Annotated in this window: 14 protein-coding genes and 1 pseudogene; 12 read left to right on the plus strand and 3 right to left on the minus strand. The window is 64.8% G+C overall.

From position 1 onward, the window contains the following. Window positions 1-64: 64 nt before the first annotated feature. On the minus strand, window positions 65-193 hold the full coding sequence (locus EPN31_RS07995) for a hypothetical protein (protein WP_291771655.1): 129 nt from the start codon (window positions 191-193) through the stop codon (window positions 65-67). A gap of 573 nt (window positions 194-766) precedes the next feature. On the opposite strand from EPN31_RS07995, the gene EPN31_RS08000 reads away from it, so the two are divergent. Continuing rightward, window positions 767-1,891, plus strand: a complete 1,125-nt coding sequence (locus EPN31_RS08000) for a hypothetical protein (RefSeq protein ID WP_291771658.1) — start codon at window positions 767-769, stop codon at window positions 1,889-1,891. Between the two features lie 2 nt (window positions 1,892-1,893). On the opposite strand, the gene EPN31_RS08005 is transcribed toward EPN31_RS08000, so the two are convergent. Both EPN31_RS08005 and EPN31_RS08010 read right to left on the minus strand, forming a co-directional pair. Beyond that, complete coding sequence (locus tag EPN31_RS08005; protein WP_291771661.1) at window positions 1,894-2,373, minus strand: DUF1854 domain-containing protein; 480 nt, start codon at window positions 2,371-2,373, stop codon at window positions 1,894-1,896. Next, on the minus strand, window positions 2,363-4,495 hold the full coding sequence (locus EPN31_RS08010; RefSeq protein WP_291771897.1) for an ABC transporter ATP-binding protein: 2,133 nt from the start codon (window positions 4,493-4,495) through the stop codon (window positions 2,363-2,365). Before EPN31_RS08010 ends, EPN31_RS08005 begins: the two co-directional genes overlap by 11 nt. A 318-nt stretch (window positions 4,496-4,813) precedes the next feature. Between EPN31_RS08010 and cphA (EPN31_RS08015) the strand changes: the two are divergent. From cphA (EPN31_RS08015) to rpoH, 11 genes and pseudogenes are all read left to right on the plus strand, one after another. Continuing rightward, window positions 4,814-6,946: pseudogene (cphA, locus tag EPN31_RS08015) on the plus strand (cyanophycin synthetase); the annotation flags it as partial. Between the two features lie 102 nt (window positions 6,947-7,048). Beyond that, window positions 7,049-9,628 carry a cyanophycin synthetase gene (gene cphA, locus EPN31_RS08020; protein WP_291771664.1) on the plus strand — a complete coding sequence of 860 codons (2,580 nt, stop codon included), beginning with the start codon at window positions 7,049-7,051 and terminating at the stop codon, window positions 9,626-9,628. Between the two features lie 119 nt (window positions 9,629-9,747). Then, window positions 9,748-10,950 (plus strand): PLP-dependent aminotransferase family protein, encoded by a 1,203-nt coding sequence (locus tag EPN31_RS08025; RefSeq protein WP_291771667.1) that lies wholly within the window; start codon window positions 9,748-9,750, stop codon window positions 10,948-10,950. A 54-nt stretch (window positions 10,951-11,004) separates the two neighbouring features. Further along, the gene (gene ubiA / locus EPN31_RS08030) at window positions 11,005-11,901 is read left to right on the plus strand and encodes a 4-hydroxybenzoate octaprenyltransferase (RefSeq protein WP_291771669.1); all 897 of its coding nucleotides are present in this window, start codon (window positions 11,005-11,007) and stop codon (window positions 11,899-11,901) included. Between the two features lie 121 nt (window positions 11,902-12,022). Next, window positions 12,023-13,648 (plus strand): GMC family oxidoreductase, encoded by a 1,626-nt coding sequence (locus EPN31_RS08035; protein WP_291771671.1) that lies wholly within the window; start codon window positions 12,023-12,025, stop codon window positions 13,646-13,648. Between the two features lie 54 nt (window positions 13,649-13,702). Beyond that, window positions 13,703-14,974: a putative Na+/H+ antiporter gene (locus EPN31_RS08040; protein WP_291771673.1), complete on the plus strand. Its 1,272-nt coding sequence runs from the start codon at window positions 13,703-13,705 to the stop codon at window positions 14,972-14,974. Between the two features lie 104 nt (window positions 14,975-15,078). Then, complete coding sequence (locus tag EPN31_RS08045) at window positions 15,079-15,306, plus strand: FmdB family zinc ribbon protein (RefSeq protein WP_367188306.1); 228 nt, start codon at window positions 15,079-15,081, stop codon at window positions 15,304-15,306. An 18-nt stretch (window positions 15,307-15,324) separates the two neighbouring features. Continuing rightward, window positions 15,325-15,975: a DUF502 domain-containing protein gene (locus EPN31_RS08050; RefSeq protein ID WP_291771678.1), complete on the plus strand. Its 651-nt coding sequence runs from the start codon at window positions 15,325-15,327 to the stop codon at window positions 15,973-15,975. A 31-nt stretch (window positions 15,976-16,006) separates the two neighbouring features. Then, entirely contained in the window at window positions 16,007-17,800 is a 1,794-nt protein-coding gene (aspS, locus tag EPN31_RS08055) for an aspartate--tRNA ligase (RefSeq protein WP_291771680.1), read from the plus strand. Window positions 17,801-17,809: 9 nt separating this feature from the next. Next, entirely contained in the window at window positions 17,810-18,661 is an 852-nt protein-coding gene (locus tag EPN31_RS08060; protein WP_291771682.1) for an endonuclease/exonuclease/phosphatase family protein, read from the plus strand. A gap of 181 nt (window positions 18,662-18,842) precedes the next feature. Then, the gene (rpoH, locus tag EPN31_RS08065; protein ID WP_291771684.1) at window positions 18,843-19,745 is read left to right on the plus strand and encodes an RNA polymerase sigma factor RpoH; all 903 of its coding nucleotides are present in this window, start codon (window positions 18,843-18,845) and stop codon (window positions 19,743-19,745) included. Window positions 19,746-19,931 lie beyond the last annotated feature (186 nt).

Below are 19,931 nucleotides of genomic sequence, written 5' to 3' on the forward strand. Positions count from 1 at the left end.
CATTCTGGTCTGCCCCGATGACGCCAGAGCAAGTGAGCCCGCTTCCTGTTTGCGCCGCAGATAGTTATCTTTGCTGGCGATGTCGGCGTTCTTTTTCGTCCTGATCGCGCAGATACCAGGCGAAAACAGCAAGGCCCGCCGAACCGATGACAAGGATCGCGGAACTGATGATCAAGCTGGTGATGAGGCTCATCGTTCGGCTCCTTCCGATAGATCCGGTCGTGAGTCTGGTCCATGATCAAACCTGTACCAGATGCAACATGTGCAGCCTGCAACCGGTTGTATATGCCGACAGGGACAGCTTATGTCATCTGCTGTCCTGAGTGATTCTACAGCGAATGCAACGGCTTGCAGGAAGAGCCATGTCGCGGCCCCGACAATGAGGGACACGCTGCCGCTGCCTCGAAAGATCATCGTCGCGGTGATGACAGCGGCACCCCATGAAGCCCGTCTGATTTCTTTTGCCAACGCCACAATGGCGTCTGGGTTGAAGTGAGTGGCAGATGGCAAGTCCGGGCTCCTGTGAACGCTTGGACGGCCAGGTCGGCGTCAGCTCCGGTACAGTGTAGGAAGGTTTCTTCGGCTTGGGGTTTGTATTGGTGCGGTTTTGTCCTACCCATGATCTGCGGCTACCCGACAACGGCAGGGCGTGCCGGTGTGAGATTCCACGGAGGAATTCCATGAAAAATGGTACATTTCCACCTCTGTCGAGATGGTACCGAAACAGCGGTTTTCTGCCGCATCGCCATCCGGAAGGTTTTTCCTCATGAGTCTGACTGCAGGCGTGCGCATCCGGGGCACCGGCGCCGACATGGAATCCGTGCAGCGGTGGCTGGATGCTGCGGGTCTGTCGCGTGCCGTCGACCGCAACCCGGGCACCGACGATGGCGGTCCGTATTGTGACTATCACCTGAGTGCCGAAGCCGCCCGTGCCTGGGTCCCCGATGGCGATACGTCGGGCATCGTCCAGGCGCTGGGGCTGGACGCCGCGCGCGACACCGACGATCTGGATACGGAAATCCTCACCGCGCTGCTGGCCTCCCCCGTTCGCTTCGATTACGCCAGTGCGGCTGAATTCCATGCCGCCGCGCGGGTTCGCCGCCGAGTGGTACAGGCTGCGCGCCGGACGGTCGTCGATTTTGATACCGAAGGCGCGGAGCGCCCCGATTGCTGGACCTGGTCCGAGGCGACCGGCTTCATCCTGCGGCCTGGCTTTGACCTGATTCCTTCGCTGGAACTGACGCTGTGGCCGGACGTCTCGGGGCGGCGGCATTCGTTTTCCTGCTATCGCGCGACGGAATATGTGCTGTTGCTGGCCGTGGCGCAGGAACTGCAGGTCTGCAATCCGGAGGCGCTGCAGCTGCTGCAGCACCAGTGGCAGACGAAGGCGCTGCTGGGAGAGGACTTCCAGGCGGCGTTCCTGCGGGAATACGGCTCACTTCAGGCGCCGCTGCCGTTTGGCTATTACATTCCAGGCGATCGTCTGTGGTTCCGCAATCCGGACCCGGTGTCAGCGGACATCGAGGGTTTCGAAGGGTCTTGGATTTTCTATATCGGCAACGGCCGCTTCGTGAACTTCTGGAAGCCGAATGCCTCGTACACGCTGCGCAACAAATGCGTGGAGCTCTATCATTGGCGCCACGGTGTGTGCCATGACGGCAGCCGGATCTGGATGGACGAGTCCATCATCGAAGCACGGGCGGAAGAGTCGCTGCGGCATCCGGACGAGGTCCGGCGGATCCTGGGCCTGATGATGCGGCTGCGCGATCCGGCGGGCGTCTACGCACAGGGCGGCTGTATTGACGCTTCGCGCGAGGCGGTGCGCAATCTGTGTCCGGGGACGGTCGATCTGACGTTGCCTCCGGCGCAGCCTCGGGCACTGGCCGCGTAGCCCTACAGGAAGTGATCCAGGATCCGGCGGCTGGCCTTGTCCAGCGTCGTGACATCGCGGATGACGAAGTGCACACCGCTGGAATCGGCGATCAATAGCGCCGTGGCCGACAGGCGGCGGATGTCGTCTTCGGAATTCAGAATCAGGTGTGTCGCGCCTCGGTCACTATCCACTTCCCATCGACTGGGGGTGGTCCAGCTCGACGCATAGCGGATGCGCTGGATCAGCGGGTGGAATTCCCGCTGGGCGAGTTCTTCGTTAATCAGCCGCTGGTGTCCTTCAGGCAAATCCGCCAGATGGCTGATCCAGGCGACTTCCTGGCCCTGGGGGCCGATCAGTGCAAGCCCTTCTTCGCGGTGGGTGATGGGGAAGCTGTGTACGGGCCGCACGGGAAGGGGATCGGCGCCGGGAGCCTGCAACATCAGGCGACCGAAGGTGTCGCGCGACAGGGTGTAGCCCGGATTCTCGGTCTTAGCGGTCATTGACGGCTCCGGCGGGTCTGTGCGGTTGCCATTCGTGCGCGCTGGCGGCGGGGGACTGGCCCTGCAGCTGGGCATGGTACAGCCGTGAATAAGCGCCGTCACGCGCCAGCAGTTCGTCGTGCCGGCCGATTTCCACGATGCGTCCCTGGTCCATGACGACCAGGCGGTCGGCCTCGCGCAGCGTGCTCAGCCGGTGTGCGATGGAAATGGTCGTACGCCCCTGTACCAGATTGTCCAGCGCCTTCTGGATTTCGTTTTCGGTCGCGGTGTCCACCGACGAGGTGGCCTCGTCCAGGATCAGGATTGGCGGGTCGATGAGCAGGGCGCGGGCAATCGAGATGCGCTGGCGCTCGCCGCCCGAAAGCGCCTGGCCGCGCTCGCCAACCAGCGAATCGTAGCCGTGCGGCAGGCGCAGGATGAACTCGTGCGCGTTGGCTGCGCGCGCGGCGGCGATGATGTCCGATGGCGTGGCATCGGGGCGACCGTAGGCGATATTCTCGGCGATGGTGCCATAGAACAGGAATGGCTCCTGCAGCACCAGCCCGATGTGACGCCGGTAGTCGGCCGTGGGGTAGCGCCGGATGTCCACGCCGTCCAGCCGGATCGAACCTTGCGAGACGTCGTAGAAGCGGCAGATCAGGTTGACCAGCGTGCTTTTGCCTGACCCGCTGTGCCCCACCAGACCGATCATTTCGCCGGGCGCGATGTCCAGGCTCAGGTCCTGGATGACGCTGTGGTTGCCGTAGCGGAAGCCGATGTGGCTCAGTTCGATGTGCCCGCGCACGTCCTTGAGCGGCTGCGGCTGGGCGGGCTCGGGCACGTTGGAGCTGTGATCCAGGATATCGAAAATGCGCTTGGCCCCGGCGGCAGCCTGCTGGGTGGCCGACACGATGCGGCTCATGGAATCCAGCCGCGTGTAGAAGCGGCTGATGTAGGCCAGGAATGCCGTCAGCACGCCTACGGTGATGGCGTCTTTCGAGACCAGCCAGATGCCGAAGGCCCAGACCACCAACAGGCCCAGTTCGGTGAGCAGCGTCACCGTGGGACCGAACAGCGACCATAGGGCGTTGACGCGGTCGTTGACGGCCAGGTTGCGGTCGTTGGCGTCCCGGAACCGTGCGACCTCGCGCCGTTCCTGGGCAAAGGCCTTCACCACGCGGATGCCGGGGATGGTGTCGGCCAGGACGTTGGTGATCTCTGACCAGATCCGGTCGGCTTTCTCGAATCCGTGGCGCAGGTGGTCGCGCACCCAGTGGATCATCCAGCCGATGAAGGGCAGCGGTGCCAGCGTCGCCAGCGTCAGGATTGGATTGATGGACAGCAGGATGGCCGTGGTCATCACGATCATCAGCACGTCCGTGACGAAGTCCAGCAGGTGCAGCGACAGGAACAGGCAGATGCGGTCGGATTCGGAACCGATGCGGGCGATCAGGTCGCCGGTGCGCTTGCCGCCGAAATATTGCAGCGACAGTTGTTGCAGGTGCTGGAACGTGGCCGTGCGCATGTCGGCACCGATGCGTTCGCTCACCCACGCCAGGATGGCACTGCGTAGCCAGCCCAGCACCCAGGCCAGCAGGGATGCCGCCAGCAGGCCCCCCAGGTATTCCGTCACCAGCCTGTAATGGATGGGCTCGCCGTTCTGGAACGGGATCAGGACGTCGTCCATGAGCGGCATGGTGAGGTAGGGCGGCACCATGGACGCCGCCGTCGCGGCCATGGTCAGCCCCATGCCGGTGGCGAGCTTGAGCTTGTACGGACGCGCAAAACGCCACAGGCGGAACAGCGCGCGCGCGGGCGGCTCGCCGATCTCGTGTTCGATGGGCGTGATCTCGGCGCGAGCGGCCTTGGTTTCGGGATGGCGCAGGGCCTGGTAGGCAGCAGCCAGTGCCAGCGCCTCGGGGTGATGGCTCAGGGTGTAGCGCCAGCGCGTCAGGCGCGAATGCGCGTCCATCAGCTCGATGCTGCCCACCCCGGACTGGTCCTGCAGACGCAATTCCATGTCGGCGCGCAGCGGCCAGGAACGGTTCTCGGTGGCGTCCGGGTTGCTCGCGAGCCAGCGCCGGTTGGTCAGCGCCACCAGGCCTTCCACGAAGCGCAATTGCGGATCCAGGTCCGTCTGCATCCAGGCGATCAGGTGCTCGCCTTCGGCCAGATGGTGGCGCAGGGCGCTGCGCCACGGTTCGGGCAGGTTTGCAGGATCAGCGAATTCAGTGGGGGAATCGTTCAGGAGGCCCGGCATGAGCGGCGTTCGAGGGGCGGTATCGCGAGAAGATGGCGCGGAAACAGGCACTGTTGCTTGGGCGCGTCGTGAAGCGACACAAATTTTCAACTCTTTTTGGGTGATACGCAACAAAAACCGGAATGATCGAATTAATATGTGTGCCGTTATATTGCACGGCGCTCCCGCGCCTCTCTGCGAGCCCCTACAGCGTGTTCGATCATGGATGACAAGAATATTGAGTTTCTCAATATGGTGTATCTGCGGGGGCCAAACATCTGGGCCTACCGCCCCGTCATCGAGGCGCTCGTGGATATTCATGGCCTGGAGGATTACCCCTCCAACGTCATTCCCGGCTTTTACGAGCGGCTGAGCGCCTGGCTGCCCACACTCATCGAGCACCGCTGCAGCGTTGGCGAGCGCGGCGGCTTCCTGTCGCGGGTGCGCGAAGGCACCTGGCCGGCCCACATCCTGGAGCACGTCACGCTGGAGCTGCAGAGCCTGGCGGGCATGCCGGGCGGATTGGGCCGCGCGCGCGGCACGCCGTTGCGTGGCGTCTACAAGGTCATCGTGCGGGCCTGGCACGAGTCGCTCACTCGTGCGGCGTTGTACGCGGCACACGATCTGGTCATGGCTGCCATCGAGGACCGTCCCTTTGACGTCGATGGCACGCTGGACAAATTGAAGGACCTGGCCGAATCGCTCAGCCTGGGGCCCAGTACAGCCTGTATCGTGGATGCCGCCGATGATCGGGACATCCCATTCATCCGCCTGAGCGACCTCAATCTGTTGCAATTAGGCTACGGTGCGCGCCAACAACGGATCTGGACGGCCGAGACCAGCCGCACCAGTGCCATTGCCGAGGACATCTCCCGCGACAAGGACCTGACCCGGCAACTGCTGCAGTCGTGCGGCGTTCCGGTGCCTGAGGGCCGAATCGTCAACGGGGTCGAGGAAGCCTGGGAGGTTGCTCAGGAACTGGGGCTGCCGGTCGTGGTGAAGCCTTCGGATGGCAATCATGGTCGTGGCGTGTTCACCTGTCTGACGACACGCCAGCAGATCGAGGAAGCCTACGCCGTGGCCGTGAATGAGGGCAGCGACGTCATGGTCGAGCGCCACATCCAGGGCGATGAGCATCGCCTGCTGGTGGTGGGCGGTCGGGTGGTGGCTGCGGCGCGCGGTGAGGTGGCTATGGTGGTGGGCGATGGCACCTCCACCGTGGCGCAACTCGTGGAATCTCAGCTGAACTCGGATCCGCGGCGCGGTCGCGACGAGGATCATCCGCTGAACGTCGTGCGTCTGGATTCCGCAGCACGCATGGAACTGGATCGTCAGGGCCTGACGAGTGAGGCCGTCCCTGAGCGGGGGCGCGCGGTACTCATCCAGCGCAATGGCAACGTTTCCATCGACGTGACGGACGCGGTGCACCCTGACGTGGCCTCACAGGTGGCGCTGGCGGCCCGGATCGTGGGGCTGGACATCGCCGGCGTCGATCTGGTGACGCGGGACATCTCGCGCCCTCTCGAAGAGGTGGCGGGCGCTGTCGTAGAGGTCAATGCGGGCCCCGGCCTGCTCATGCACATCAAGCCGGCCGCGGGTCAGCCGCGCCCGGTGGGCCAGGCGATCATCGACAATCTTTTCCCCGTGCCGCGCGATGGTCGCATTCCGGTCGTTGGCGTCAGCGGCAGCCGGGGCACTGGTCCGGTGGCCGAGCTGGTAGCCCATCTGCTGCGCCTGACGGGCCGGTTGGTGGGTGTGGCTTCGGGCCAGGGACTGACGTTGGGGAACAATCACGTCACCACCGCTGATTCAGCTCACTGGGATGCGGCGCGGCGCGTGCTGCTGAACCGTTCCGTGGACTATGCTGTCCTGGAAAACGGCGGGCGCGTGATCCTGGGTGAAGGTCTGGCGTACGACCGCTGCCAAGTCGGCGTGGTGACCGGGATCGACCCGGCGCTCACCTGGCCGGAATTTCACATGGAATCCCCTGAGGACCTGGTGCGTGTCTTCCGCACCCAGGTCGACGTGGTGCTGTCCGGCGGAGCGTCCGTCCTGAATGCCGACGATGCGCTGACGATGGGGCTGGCGCCGTTGTCCGATGGTGCGGTGATCGCCTACGGCCAGCAGGCGCAGGGCGCTGCGCTCCAGGCGCATCTGGCGCAGGGTGGGCGGGCGGTCTTCCTGCAGGACGACGCCATCGTGCTGTCCGAAGCCGGGGTCGAGATTTCGTTGTTGCGGCTGGGCGAGATCGCCCAGGCCGTTCAGGCTAATGGCGCCGGCTGCATCCTGGCGGCGCTGGCAGCTGTCTGGGCGCTGGATCTGGATGTGGAGCGCATGCGCGTCGGGCTGCGCACCTGGAACGCTCGCTCGGTGCCTTCCGAGGCCGCTGCCGCAGTCTGATCCCCTGTTCCCTTGAATCTTCACTGAAGTCCTGCTCTTTCTAGGATATTGCTGAAAATGGAAGTCTCCCGAGTCCGGGCCTTGCGCGGTCCCAATCTATGGTGTCGGCAAACGGCCATCGAGGCCGTCGTCGCCTGTTCTGAGAGCGAGCGTGCAATCGGCGACATGGACGCTTTCGAGACCCGACTGCGGGCCCGCTTCCCCGATATCGATATCCCCCGGCCGGCTGGTCAGGCGGAAAGCAACTCCCTGGCCTACATCCTGGCGTGTGCAGCGCTGAGGCTGCAGACGCAGGCTGGCTGCCCGGTGTCCTTCTGCCGCGTGGCGGCCACGCCCGAGAAGGGCGTCTACCGCGTGGTGGTGGAATATGTCGAGGAAGCCGTGGCGCGCCTGGCCTTTGACCTGGCGCTGTCCCTGTGCCAGGCCACGCTGGCCGATGCCGGCTTCGACCTGGCCGATGCGCTGTTTCGCCTGAAGGATCTGTACGAGGACGTGCGCCTGGGCCCCAGCACCGGCTCCATCGTCCAGGCCGCCCAGCGGCGCGGCATTCCATATCGCCGGCTGAATGAAAACAGCCTGGTCCAGTTCGGCTGGGGGCGCCATCAGCGGCGCATCCAGGCTGCCGAGACCGACGCCAGCGGCGCCATCGCAGAGGCGATTGCCCAGGACAAGTCCCTGACCAAGGCGCTGCTCGCGTCGGCGGGGGTGTCCGTGCCGCGCGGGCGGACGGTAAGGGATGCCGAGGATGCTTGGGCGGCTGCCCAGGAAATCGGCGGCCCGGTGGTCGTCAAGCCCGTGGATGGCAATCAGGGCAAGGGTGTGGCGGTCAACGTTCAGGGCCGTGAACAGGTGCTGGCGGCCTATGCCGTTGCGCGCGAGTTCAGCGGCGGCGTCATCGTGGAGCATTATTTTCCGGGGCATGATTATCGCCTGCTGGTCGTGGGTGACCATCTGGTCGCCGCGGCGCGCCGCGATCCTCCGCAGGTGGTGGGGGATGGCCGCAGCACGATCCAGCAGCTCGTGGAACAGATCAATCAGGACCCGCTGCGCGGCGAAGGTCACGGGACGGCGCTCACCCGCATCCGGCTGGACGAGATCGCCCTCAACCGGATGGCGACTCAGGGCTATGTTCCTACCTCGGTACCGGCCCCGGGCGTGTGCGTCGTGCTGCGCAACAACGCGAATCTGAGCACCGGCGGCTCGGCTACCGATGTCACCGATCATGTGCACCCCGACTTGGCGGCCAGCGCGGTGATGGCCGCGCGCATGGTGGGTCTGGATGTCTGCGGGATCGATGTGGTGAGCAAGGACGTGTTCCAGCCGCTGACACCCGAGACGGGCTGCATCGTCGAGGTCAATGCGGCGCCCGGTCTGCGCATGCACCTGAGCCCGTCGTTCGGCAAGGGCCGCGATGTGGGCGGCGCGATCATCAACATGCTGTTCGGGCCGGAGGAAAGCGGCCGCATCCCGGTGGCTGCCGTCACCGGGACCAATGGCAAGACCACCACGGTGCGCCTGATTGCGCACCTGTGCGCCCGCCCGGGCGTGTGCGTGGGGATGACCAATTCAGACGGCGTCTATGTGGGCTCCCGGCGCATCGACACGGGCGACTGCAGCGGGCCGCAGAGCGCGCGCAGCGTGCTGCTGCACCCGGATGTGGATGTGGCCGTGTTCGAGACGGCGCGCGGCGGCATTCTTCGCGCCGGGCTGGGGTTCGACCGGTGCGACGTGGCCGTGGTCACCAATATCGGCATCGGCGACCATCTGGGCATGAACTACATCACCACGGTCGAGGAACTGACCGCCGTCAAGCGCGTCATCGTTGAGAGCGTGAGACCGGGCGGCATGGCCGTGCTCAATGCCCAGGATCCGCATGTGGCGACGATGGCGGCGAGCTGCCCGGGTGAGGTGACATTCTTTGCGCGGGACTCGCGCCATCCGGTCATCGAGACGCATCGCGCCCGTGGTGGCCGGGTGGCTTTCGTGGATCAGGGCGACATGGTGTTTGCCCAGGGCGGGATGGAGACGCGCGTGCAGTTGGCGGCCGTGCCGCTCACGCACCAGGGCACCATTCCCTTCCAGGTGGAGAATGCGCTGGCGGCCACGGCGGCTGCGTGGGCCATGGGCGTGGACTGGGTGCAGATCCAGCGTGGGCTGGCCACGTTCGTCAATGATGCGGGAACGGTGCCGGGGCGCTTCAATGTCTTCGACTACCGCGGGGCGACCGTCATTGCGGACTACGGCCACAATCCGGACGCAATCCAGGCGCTGGTGGAGGCCGTGCAGGCCATGCCGGCCAAGCGGCGCACGGTGGTCATCAGCGGCGCTGGCGATCGGCGCGACCAGGACATCCGCCGCCAGACGGAGATCCTGGGCGATGCCTTCGATTCGGTGGTCCTGTACCAGGACCAATGCCAGCGCGGTCGTGCCGACGGCGAGGTGCTGGCCTTGCTGCGCGACGGGCTGCGCACCGCCCGGCGCACGAGCCATATGGATGAGATCCATGGCGAATTGCTGGCCATCGATACGGCGCTGGATGCGCTCGAGGCCGGTGACCTGTGCTTGGTGCTGATTGATCAGGTGGAGCTGGCGCTCGCGCATATCGAGCGGCGGCTGCGCATGCCGTTGCCGGCGTAGGTGTGCACGGACCCGGCGCTTGCTTTAAGATAGAAAGCTTGCACCGGCTGCCCGCAGATCCGGGTCGACCGGTCCTCCAATCGGTCCGCCCACGAGGCAGACCCCATTCGGAACCCATCATGGACACGTCCACCACTCACCGTACCGTTTTTTCGCAGCGCGCCAATCAGATCACCAGCTCGGCCATCCGCGAAATCCTGAAGATCACTGAACGCCCCGAGGTCATTTCCTTTGCAGGCGGTTTGCCGTCCCCCGAAGGCTTTCCGGTCGCCGAGCTGCAGGCTGGCTTCGATCATGTGCTGGAGACTCAACCGGCGGTGGCGCTGCAATATGGCCGCACAGAAGGCTACACGCCGTTGCGCGAATGGGTGGCGCAGGAAATGTCGCGCGAAGGCGCGAAGGTCGAGACCGACGAGGTCCTCATCGTCTCGGGCTCCCAGCAGGCGCTGGACATGTTGGGCAAACTCTTCATCGATCCGGGTTCACGCGTGCTGGTCGAGGCGCCCAGCTACCTGGGGGCGCTGCAGTCGTTTTCTTTGTTCGATCCGCAGTTCCAATCGGTGCCCACCGACGCGCGCGGGCTGGTGGCCGAAGCGCTGGACGATGACCTGGTGCGCGATGCGCGCTTCATCTATGTGCTGCCGAACTTCCAGAACCCGACGGGTCTGACGCTGGACCTGGAGCGCCGCCAGATACTGGTGCAGCGCTGTGCCGATCTGGGGCTGCCGATCATCGAGGACGATCCCTATGGCGAGCTGCGTTATTCGGGCGAGCCCCAGCCCAGCCTGCTGCGCCTGGGGCGCGCGGCGGGCGCGACGGTAATCCGGCTGGGTACGTTTTCCAAGGTCCTGGCACCGGGCCTGCGTCTGGGCTATGTGGTGGCGCCGCGTGACATCATCTCCAAGCTCGTCCAGATCAAGCAGGCCACCGATCTGCATACGGCCATGGTCACGCAGATGGCGGTGTACGAGGCCGTGCGCACCGGGTTTCTGAAGGACCATCTGCCCAAGGTCCGCGCCTTATATCGGCGGCAGTGCGGCTACATGCTGGATGCGCTGCAGGCGCATTTCCCGGCTGATGCCCAATGGACTCGCCCTCAGGGCGGCATGTTCATCTGGGTGACCCTGCGCCCTGGCATCGATACCGGTGTGCTGCTGCAATCGGCCATCGCGCGCAACGTGGCGTTCGTGCCTGGGGCGCCGTTCTACGCGGGAGTTCAGGCGCCGGTCAATACCCTGCGCCTGAGCTTCGTGACGGTCCCCGAGGCCCGTATCCGCACCGGGGTGCAGGTCCTGGGCGAGCTGATCGGGCCAGCGAAGTAGCCAGTGGTTGCACCCGGCTCCGATTCGCCGCGTGCCAGGCCCGATCTGTCGGACATGCACGCGGATGATTGGGTGGCGCGCTGGCTGCCGGCTTCCTGGGGGCCTTATGCACGCCTGTGCCGGCTGGACCGGCCCGTAGGTACCTGGCTCACGCTGCTGCCGGCATTGGCTGCGCTGGTGCAGGCGGCCGACGGTTGGCCGACGGTGTGGCGGCTGATCATCTTTTCGCTGGGTGCGCTGCTGATGCGCGGCGTAGGGTGCACGTTCAACGACATGTTCGACCGCAATTTCGACTACTTGGTCGAACGCACCCGCTTCCGGCCGCTGACCAGCGGTCAGCTGACCCTGAGGGCGGCCATCTGGTTCGCCGTGGCCCAACTGGCCGTCAGCGCCACCCTGCTGCTGGCCATCAACGTCTACAGCCGCTGGCTGGCGCTGGCGCTGATCCCGCTGGTGGTGATCTACCCGCTGTGCAAGCGCTTCACTTACTGGCCGCAGGCCGTGCTGGGGGCAGCGTTCAACTGGGGCATGCTCATGGCCTGGTCCGATACTCGCGATGTGGTGCCGTGGACGGCGATTGCCATGTGGCTGGGGACGGTGCTGTGGCAGATCGGCTATGACGGCATCTATGCTTACATCGATCTGCGCGACGATCTGCGGCTGGGGCTGAAGTCGGTGGCCATGCGCTTTGGCGCCCAGGGCAAGCGCTGGATCGGCGGCATGTACGCTGCCACCCTGGTGCTGTGGGTGGCGGGTGGTGCCGGGATGGGCATGGACCAGCCTTACTTCCTGGTCATGGCCGTGATCGCGGGCCACTTTGCGTGGCAGATGGCGGTGTTCGACGTGAGCAAGCCCGAGCGTGGCCTGCGGCTGTTCCGGGCCAACATGCAGGTCGGCGTGCTGCTCATCGTGGCCGCGCTGGCGGGAACGGTGCTGCGCCCCTGGCTTTGACGGCGAGCCACAGCCGGCGTGGCCGCGTTGGCAGCGCCGCACGAATCAGACTAGACTGACAGCCAACGAAAAGACGGCCGGAGGGCGTTTCAGCGTGCCAGCCGCATCCCGAGGAGACAGTATGGCTGAGCAGTCGCCAGACGCATCAGTACTGGAATTTGATTATGTGATCGTGGGCGCCGGCTCGGCTGGATGTTTGCTGGCCAATCGGCTGTCACAGTCGCATCGGGTGCTGGTGCTGGAAGCGGGCGGGGTGGATGACTGGCGCTGGATCCATATACCGGTCGGCTATCTGTACTGTATCGGCAACCCGCGCACGGACTGGTGCTACCACACGCAGCCGGATCCGGGTCTGAACTACCGGTCGCTGGGGTACCCGCGCGGGCGGGTGCTGGGTGGTTCGTCGTCGATCAACGGCATGCTGTATCTGCGCGGCCAGGCGGCGGATTACGACCGCTGGGCCGAGGAAGGCTGCGCCGGCTGGTCCTGGAACGAGGTGCTGCCGCTCTTCAAGGACGTGGAAGACCACCACCTGGGTGCCAGCGAATTCCACGGGGGTTCGGGCACGCTGCGGGTGGAATCCCAGCGCTTGAGCTGGGATGTGCTGGACGCGTTCCGCGACGCGGCTGCTCAGGCCGGCATCCCGCGCACACCGGACTTCAATCGCGGCGACAACTTCGGCTGCAATTATTTCGAGGTCACCCAGCGCCGCGGGGTGCGATGGAGTGCGGCGCAGGCCTTTCTGCGTCCGGCCATGGGGCGCGGGAACCTGACGGTCATGACCGGGGCCCAGGTCGAGCGCATCGAATTCTCGGGGCGCCGCGCGTTGGGCGTGGCGCTCGTGCATCAGGGCCAGCGGGTGCGGGCCCGCGCCCGCCGGGAATTGATCCTGGCGGCAGGCTCCATCGGTTCGCCACAGATTTTGCAGGTGTCGGGCGTAGGTCCGGCGGAACGCCTGCGCCAGCTGGGCATTCCTTTGGTGCTGGATCTGCCGGGGGTCGGCGAAAACCTGCAGGATCACCTGCAGCTTCGCATGATCTTCAAGCTGCAGGGCGCGCGCACGCTGAACACGCTGGCCAATTCCCTGTGGGGCAAGGCCTGGATGGGACTGCAATATCTGGCATCCCGCAGCGGCCCTCTGTCCATGGCGCCTTCCCAGCTTGGCGCCTTCGCGCGATCGGACGACGGCCGGGTACGCCCCAATGTGGAATTCCACGTGCAGCCGCTGTCGCTGGACAAGTTCGGCGAGCCGCTGCACACCTTTCCGGCGATGACGGCGGCCCCCTGCAATCTTCAGCCCACCAGCCGCGGCTATGTGCGCGTGACCTCACCCAACGTGTCCGATCATCCGGACATTCTCTGCAATTATTTGCAGACGCCCGAGGACCGCGCCGTGGCGGCTGACGCCCTGCGCCTGACACGACGCATCATGACCCAGTCCGCCATGGCCCGGTACCAGCCTCAGGAATACCTGCCGGGCGACGCCATCCAGACGCAGCAGGATCTGGAAGCGGCCGCCAGCCAGATCGGCACCACCATTTTCCACCCTGTGGGGACCTGTAAAATGGGCGTCGATCCGTTGGCCGTCGTGGACCCTGAACTGCGTGTCCGGGGCCTGGAGGGGCTGCGCGTGGTCGATGCCTCGATCATGCCGCGCATCACTTCGGGCAATACGAATGGACCGACGATCATGATCGCCGAAAAAGGTGCCCGCATGATTCTGGAGACCGCCGGCCAGAAGGCCTGATACCTCCCGGATCGCGCAGCGCCGCCCGAATCTTCCACCTTCCTGGATCCTTCCATGGTCAGTCACACCGAGATTGTGGCGACGGTCTTGTTCGCCATCGCCATCGTCCATACGTTTTCCGTCCCTGTGTTCGCCCGCCTGGCCGATCGGGGCGGCACCCATGCCGGCCTGTGGCACGTGCTCTCCGAAGTCGAGGCGGTATTCGGCATGTGGGCATGCGTGCTGTTCGGCTGGATGTGGCTGACGGGTGGAATCGGGGACGCCATTCACTATCTGGATTCCCGGGATTTCACGGAACCCGCTTTCGTCTTCGTCATCATGGTGGTGGCGGCCAGCCGCCCCATCATCGAACTGGTGCGGCTGGTGGTCGACGCAGTGGCTCGGCTGTTGCCCGTGCCGACGGCGCTGGCGCGCTTCTTCGTCGTCATGACGCTGGTGCCGCTGTCGGGCTCGCTCATCACCGAGCCGGCGGCCATGACGCTGGCCGCACTGCTGCTGCGCCAGTCGTACTTTGGCCGCTCTGGGCAGGACGGTTTCAAGTACCTGACGGTGGGTGTGTTGTTCGTGAACGTCTCCATCGGCGGAGTGCTCACGGCGTATGCGGCGCCCCCGGTCCTGATGGTTGCCCAGACCTTCGGCTGGGACACGGCGTTCATGGCGACGCATTTCGGCTGGCGTGCGGTCACGGCCGTCGTTTTCAACAGCCTGGTGCTGACGCTCATTTGCCGCCCGTTCCTGCTGGGCGGCCAGCTGGGCGGCGAGGTTCGGGACAAGCGGCCCGAGTGCTCGCGCGCCGTGATAGGCGTGCATGTGCTGTTTTTGGTGGCGGTGGTGCTGGCTTCGCATCACATCCACATTTTCATGGCGCTGCTGTTGCTGTTCATCGGCTATACCCAGGCCTACAAGCAGCATCAGTCGCCGCTGCTGCTGCGCGAGGGACTGATGGTGGGGTTCTTCCTCGCCGGTCTGGTGGTCCTGGGCGGCATGCAGCAATGGTGGCTCCAGGATCTGCTGGCAGGGCTGTCGCCTATCGTGCTGTATTTCGGGGCGACGGCGCTGACCGCCATCACGGACAATGCCGCGTTGACGTACCTGGGGTCGCTGGTCGAGGGCACCGGGGAACTCTGGCGCTACATGCTGGTGGCAGGCGCCGTTACCGGCGGCGGGTTGACGGTGATTGCCAATGCGCCCAACCCGGCGGGGTTTTCGATCCTGAAAGGCTGCTTTTCCGACGGCACCATCGCGCCGCTGAAGCTTTTTGGGGCGGCGGCCGTTCCGACGCTGGTCGCCGTCATCATGTTTCTTCTGCCGAATTCCTTCAGCTAAAAAGGACTAAAATCCGGTTGACTGAATATTAAGGGACACAGGTTGTGCCTATTTATGTGTATCGTTGCAGCCAATGCGGGCATCAGCAGGATGTGCTGCAGAAGATGTCCGATCCCAGGCTGACGCACTGCCCGGCCTGCGGACACGAGACCTATGAAAAGCAGGTCACGGCCGCCGGTTTCCGGCTGAAGGGCTCCGGCTGGTACGAAACCGATTTCCGCGGGGGCGGTCCGCACACCAGTCACGCCTCTGGCACCACCGCTTCATCGGGCAGCCATGCACATGGCGGCAGCACGTCCGGGGGCACTTCTTCCGCCGCGACACCGGGCTGACGCCCCGGCCACGGGTTCATGCGATTCTTCAAACGCTACTTCATTACCGGGCTGCTGATCTGGCTGCCGTTGATTGCGACCGTCTGGGTGCTGGTCACGCTGGCCAGCACGCTGGGGGCGCTGGTGCCGTCGTTCCTGTCGCCGGAAGCGCTTTTCGGGGTGCGCATTCCGGGCTTCGAGCTGGCGCTGGTGCTGATCGTCATTCTGGTCACCGGCCTGTTGTTCGCCAACTTCATCGGCCGTGCGATTCTGTCGCGCTGGGAGGCGCTGCTGGGACGCATCCCGCTGGTGCGCTCCATCTACAATTCGGTCAAACAGGTCAGCGACACGCTGTTTGCGCCCAATGGACAGGCGTTTCGCGAGGCTGTGCTGGTGCAGTACCCACGCCAGGGCTCCTGGACCATCGCCTTCCTGACCGGGACGCCCTGCCTGGAAGTCGCCGGGCGCCTCAAGGGCGATTACGTCAGCGTGTATGTGCCGACCACCCCCAATCCCACATCGGGGTTCTTCCTGATGATGCCGCGCACTGATGTGCAGATCCTCGACATGTCGGTCGAGACGGCGCTGAAGTACATCGTCTCCATGGGGGTGGCGGCACCCGCTGCCGTGCAGCGGCCCCGGCATCTGGACCCGCCGGTTCCCCAGTTCATCCCGCCCGAATCCCACTGATCTTCGAACATTTCCTCAGACGGAGTCATTCTTGAACCGCACTTGCTACACCGGTGAGGTGTCCAACGCCCACCTCGACCAGACCGTGACCCTGTTCGGCTGGGTGCATCGCCGCCGCGATCATGGCGGCGTGATCTTCATCGACCTGCGCGATCGCGCGGGCCTGGCCCAGATCGTGGTCGATCCGGACAATCAGGACGGGTTCGCCATCGCCGAGCGCATCCGCAACGAATATTGCCTGCGGGTCACGGGGCTGGTGCGCATGCGCCCGGAAGGCACCCGCAATCCCGAGCTGAAGTCGGGGGATGTGGAGATCCTGTGCCGCGAGATCGAAATCCTGAACCCGTCGGTGACGCCGCCGTTCCAGCTCGATGACGACAACTTGTCGGAAACCACGCGCCTGACGCACCGGGTGCTGGATCTGCGCCGGCCGCAGATGCAGCGCAATCTGATGCTGCGCTACCGAGTGTCCATGGTGGCCCGCAATTTCCTGGATGCGCTGGGTTTCATCGACATCGAGACCCCGATGCTGACGCGCAGCACGCCGGAAGGCGCGCGTGACTATCTGGTGCCGTCGCGGGTCAATCCCGGCGAATTCTTTGCGTTGCCGCAATCGCCGCAGCTCTTCAAGCAGATGCTCATGGTGGCCGGGTTCGACCGCTACTATCAGATCACCAAGTGTTTCCGCGACGAGGACCTGCGCGCCGACCGGCAGCCGGAGTTCACCCAGATCGATTGCGAGACCTCGTTCCTGGACGAGGTCCAGATCCGCGAGATCTTCGAGGGCATGGTGCGGACCATCTACCAGCAGGTGCTGGACGTGGCCTTGCCGGATCCATTCCCGGTCATGACCTGGGGCGAGGCCATGCGCCGCTACGCTTCGGACAAGCCGGATCTGCGCGTGAACCTGGAACTGACGGACATTGGCGACCTGATGCGCGATGTGGCCTTCAAGGTCTTTGCCGGTCCCGCCAATGACCCCGCCAGCCGTGTCGTGGCGCTGCGGATTCCGTCTGGCGGCAGCCTGGCACGCAGCGAGATCGATGCGTATACGCAGTTTGTCGGCATCTATGGCGCCAAGGGACTGGCCTACATCAAGGTGAACGATGCCGCTTCGATTCCGGAGGGCCTGCAGTCGCCCATCGTGAAGAACATCCACGCCGATGCATTGCGTGCGCTCATCGAGCGCACGGGAGCGCAGAACGGCGACCTGATTTTCTTCGGAGCCGACCGTACCAAGGTCGTCAACGACGCCATGGGCGCGCTGCGGGTGAAGATCGGGCTGTCGGAATTTGGCCGCTCTCACGGGCTGTTCACGGCCGGCTGGAAGCCGCTGTGGGTCATCGACTTCCCGATGTTCGAATACGACGAGGCCGAAGGCCGCTACACGGCCGCGCATCACCCGTTCACCTGCCCCAAGAAAGGCCACGAAGACCTGCTCGAGACACATCCCGAGCAGGCGCTGGCGCGCGCCTATGATATGGTCATGAATGGCTGGGAGGTCGGCGGCGGTTCGGAGCGTATTCACCGTGCCGATGTCCAGACCAAGGTCTTCAAGGCCTTGAAGATCGACGAAGAAGAAGCCCACCTGAAATTCGGCTTCCTGCTCGATGCCCTGCAGTATGGGGCGCCACCCCACGGCGGCCTGGCCTTCGGGCTGGACCGGCTGGTCACGCTGATGGCCGGTGCCGAGTCGATCCGCGATGTGATTGCCTTCCCGAAGACGCAGCGCGCCCAGGATCTGCTCACGCATGCGCCGTCGCCCGTGGACGAGAAGCAATTGCGTGAACTGCACATCCGCCTGCGCCAGACGGAGGACAAGTAGGAGTCTTCTGTGTCCATCTTGAGGGTCGTCAGCTACAACATTCACAAGGGTCGCTCCGCGACCGGTGGGAGGGAGTCGCTGGCTGACCTTCGGTTGGGGCTCTACGGTCTGCGCCCCGATCTATTGTTTCTGCAGGAAGTCCAGGGCCGAAACCAAGTGCATGGCAGCCTGGACGCGCAGCATGAATTTTTGGCGGCGGCGTTGCATCTGCAGGCCGTCTATGGCTGCAATGCCGTGCGCGCCGAGACTGACCACGGCAACGCGCTGCTGTCGCGCTACCCGATCCTGTTCCATGAGAACCAGGATATCTCGGACCACCGGCTGGAGCAGCGGGGGCTTCTGCACAGCGTGATCCAGGTGGACGATGCCCGGGTCCACTGCATAGTGGTCCATCTGGGGCTGCTGGCCAGTGGGCGGATGCGCCAGGTGCGTGCCTTGGCCGAACGGATCCGGCGGATGGTGCCGGATAATGAGCCTTTGCTCATTGCCGGGGACTTCAATGACTGGACCAACCGGCTGGCGCCGCTGTTCGTGGAGCAGCTTGGCCTGTCGGAGGTCTTTGCCGTGGCGCCCCAGGGAGTGGACGAGGTCTATCGCCTGCGGCGTAAGGTGGCGCGCTTGCGTCAGCGTCTATCCTGGCGGCCCGGCGAGCCGCACATCGTGGTGCCGACCCTGGGCATCAATGGCCACGCCCGGCTGACACCGCCTCCCCGGACCTTCCCGGCCATCTTTCCGTGGCTGCGGCTGGACCGCATCTATCAGCGCGGCTTCGCAGTGCGGCGCGCGCGCGTCCTGCATGGGGCCCCCTGGAAGCGGCTGTCCGATCACGCGCCGCTGGTCGCCGAGCTGGAGCTGCCCTGACGGGGCTGGGTGGCCGGATGGTTTTGGGCCGCAGGTGCCTGTGGTGTGGTGGTGATCGGCGGGGAGTATCCCCAGAACTTTTCCCCTTTCGAGGCGTCCAACTACTTTGCTGCTGGTATTAGCACTCGACGTCATAGAGTGCTAACATCATCGATGGAACCCTCAGGAGGATCTCGTCTCTATGACCCATGCTTCGTCGTCCATGGCGTTGGCGCCGGCCCAGCTTGCTCTGGCCATCTCCAATCCCGGTGCGTTGGGCTCTATTGAAGCCTACATCGGGGCGGTGAATCGCTTGCCTATGCTGACGGCTGACCAGGAAATCGACCTGGGACACCGCCTGCGCGACCAGAATGATCTGGATGCCGCGCGCGAACTGATTCTTTCCCACCTGCGCCTGGTGGTCTCGGTTGCCCGTCAGTATCTGGGATACGGCCTGCCGCATGCGGACCTGATCCAGGAAGGCAATATTGGCCTCATGAAGGCGGTGCGCCGTTTCGACCCGGATCGGGGCGTGCGGCTGGTGTCGTTTGCCGTGCACTGGATCCGTGCCGAGATCCACGAGTATGTGATCCGCAACTGGCGGCTGGTGAAGATCGCGACGACCAAGGCCCAGCGCAAGCTGTTCTTCAATTTGCGCCGCATGCGCCCCGACGGCGGCAGCCTGAGCCCGTCCGGGATGGCCGACATCGCGCGTGAACTGGCTGTTCGCCCGGAAGACGTCGCCGAAATGGAAGTGCGTCTGTCCGGAGGGGATTGTGCGCTGGATGCGCCGGTCGATGACGAAGACCGTTTTGCGCCGGTTTCCTGGCTGGCCGACCCGGCGCAGGAACCCGCCCAGGTTCTGGCGCGGCGGGGGCTGGATGCCCTGCAGGGCGACCACCTCGAGCAGGCGCTGCAGACGCTGGATGCGCGTTCGCAGCGGATCGTGCGGGCGCGTTGGCTGGCTGACGAGGGCAGCACCTTGCACGAGCTGGCCGCTGAATACGGGATTTCGGCCGAACGGGTCCGCCAGATCGAGGCGGCTGCACTGAAAAAGCTGCGTACGGCGCTGGCGGGTCAGGAGCCGGATTTTCAGGCGGCCTGAACCGCGCGTGCCGGTTATCGGTTCTGCTGGGCGGAGTCCGACTTTCGGACATAAATTTTTTCATTTCCAGCAGGCGACGTGGAGAACTTTTCGTCCGTTTGGTGGACCAACCACCATGAACTGATGCTTGACCTTTGGTCACGTTGTTCTGTCGTCTGCTTCAGCTTCTCCTCTTCCCCTCCCTAT

The sequence above is a fragment of the Castellaniella sp. genome, assembly GCF_004321985.1.
Taxonomy (GTDB): Bacteria; Pseudomonadota; Gammaproteobacteria; order Burkholderiales; family Burkholderiaceae_B; genus Castellaniella.

Excerpts from the sequence above, each read along its gene's own strand:
- EPN31_RS07995 (WP_291771655.1), bottom strand. The coding sequence starts at position 193 with ATGAGCCTCATCACCAGCTTGATCATCAGTTCCGCGATCCTTGTCATC.
- EPN31_RS08000 (WP_291771658.1), top strand. The coding sequence starts at position 767 with ATGAGTCTGACTGCAGGCGTGCGCATCCGGGGCACCGGCGCCGACATG.
- EPN31_RS08005 (WP_291771661.1), bottom strand. The coding sequence starts at position 2,373 with ATGACCGCTAAGACCGAGAATCCGGGCTACACCCTGTCGCGCGACACC.
- EPN31_RS08010 (WP_291771897.1), bottom strand. The coding sequence starts at position 4,495 with ATGCAGACGGACCTGGATCCGCAATTGCGCTTCGTGGAAGGCCTGGTG.
- cphA (WP_291771664.1), top strand. The coding sequence starts at position 7,049 with ATGGAAGTCTCCCGAGTCCGGGCCTTGCGCGGTCCCAATCTATGGTGT.
- EPN31_RS08025 (WP_291771667.1), top strand. The coding sequence starts at position 9,748 with ATGGACACGTCCACCACTCACCGTACCGTTTTTTCGCAGCGCGCCAAT.
- ubiA (WP_291771669.1), top strand. The coding sequence starts at position 11,005 with ATGCACGCGGATGATTGGGTGGCGCGCTGGCTGCCGGCTTCCTGGGGG.
- EPN31_RS08035 (WP_291771671.1), top strand. The coding sequence starts at position 12,023 with ATGGCTGAGCAGTCGCCAGACGCATCAGTACTGGAATTTGATTATGTG.
- EPN31_RS08040 (WP_291771673.1), top strand. The coding sequence starts at position 13,703 with ATGGTCAGTCACACCGAGATTGTGGCGACGGTCTTGTTCGCCATCGCC.
- EPN31_RS08045 (WP_367188306.1), top strand. The coding sequence starts at position 15,079 with ATGTCCGATCCCAGGCTGACGCACTGCCCGGCCTGCGGACACGAGACC.
- EPN31_RS08050 (WP_291771678.1), top strand. The coding sequence starts at position 15,325 with ATGCGATTCTTCAAACGCTACTTCATTACCGGGCTGCTGATCTGGCTG.
- rpoH (WP_291771684.1), top strand. The coding sequence starts at position 18,843 with ATGACCCATGCTTCGTCGTCCATGGCGTTGGCGCCGGCCCAGCTTGCT.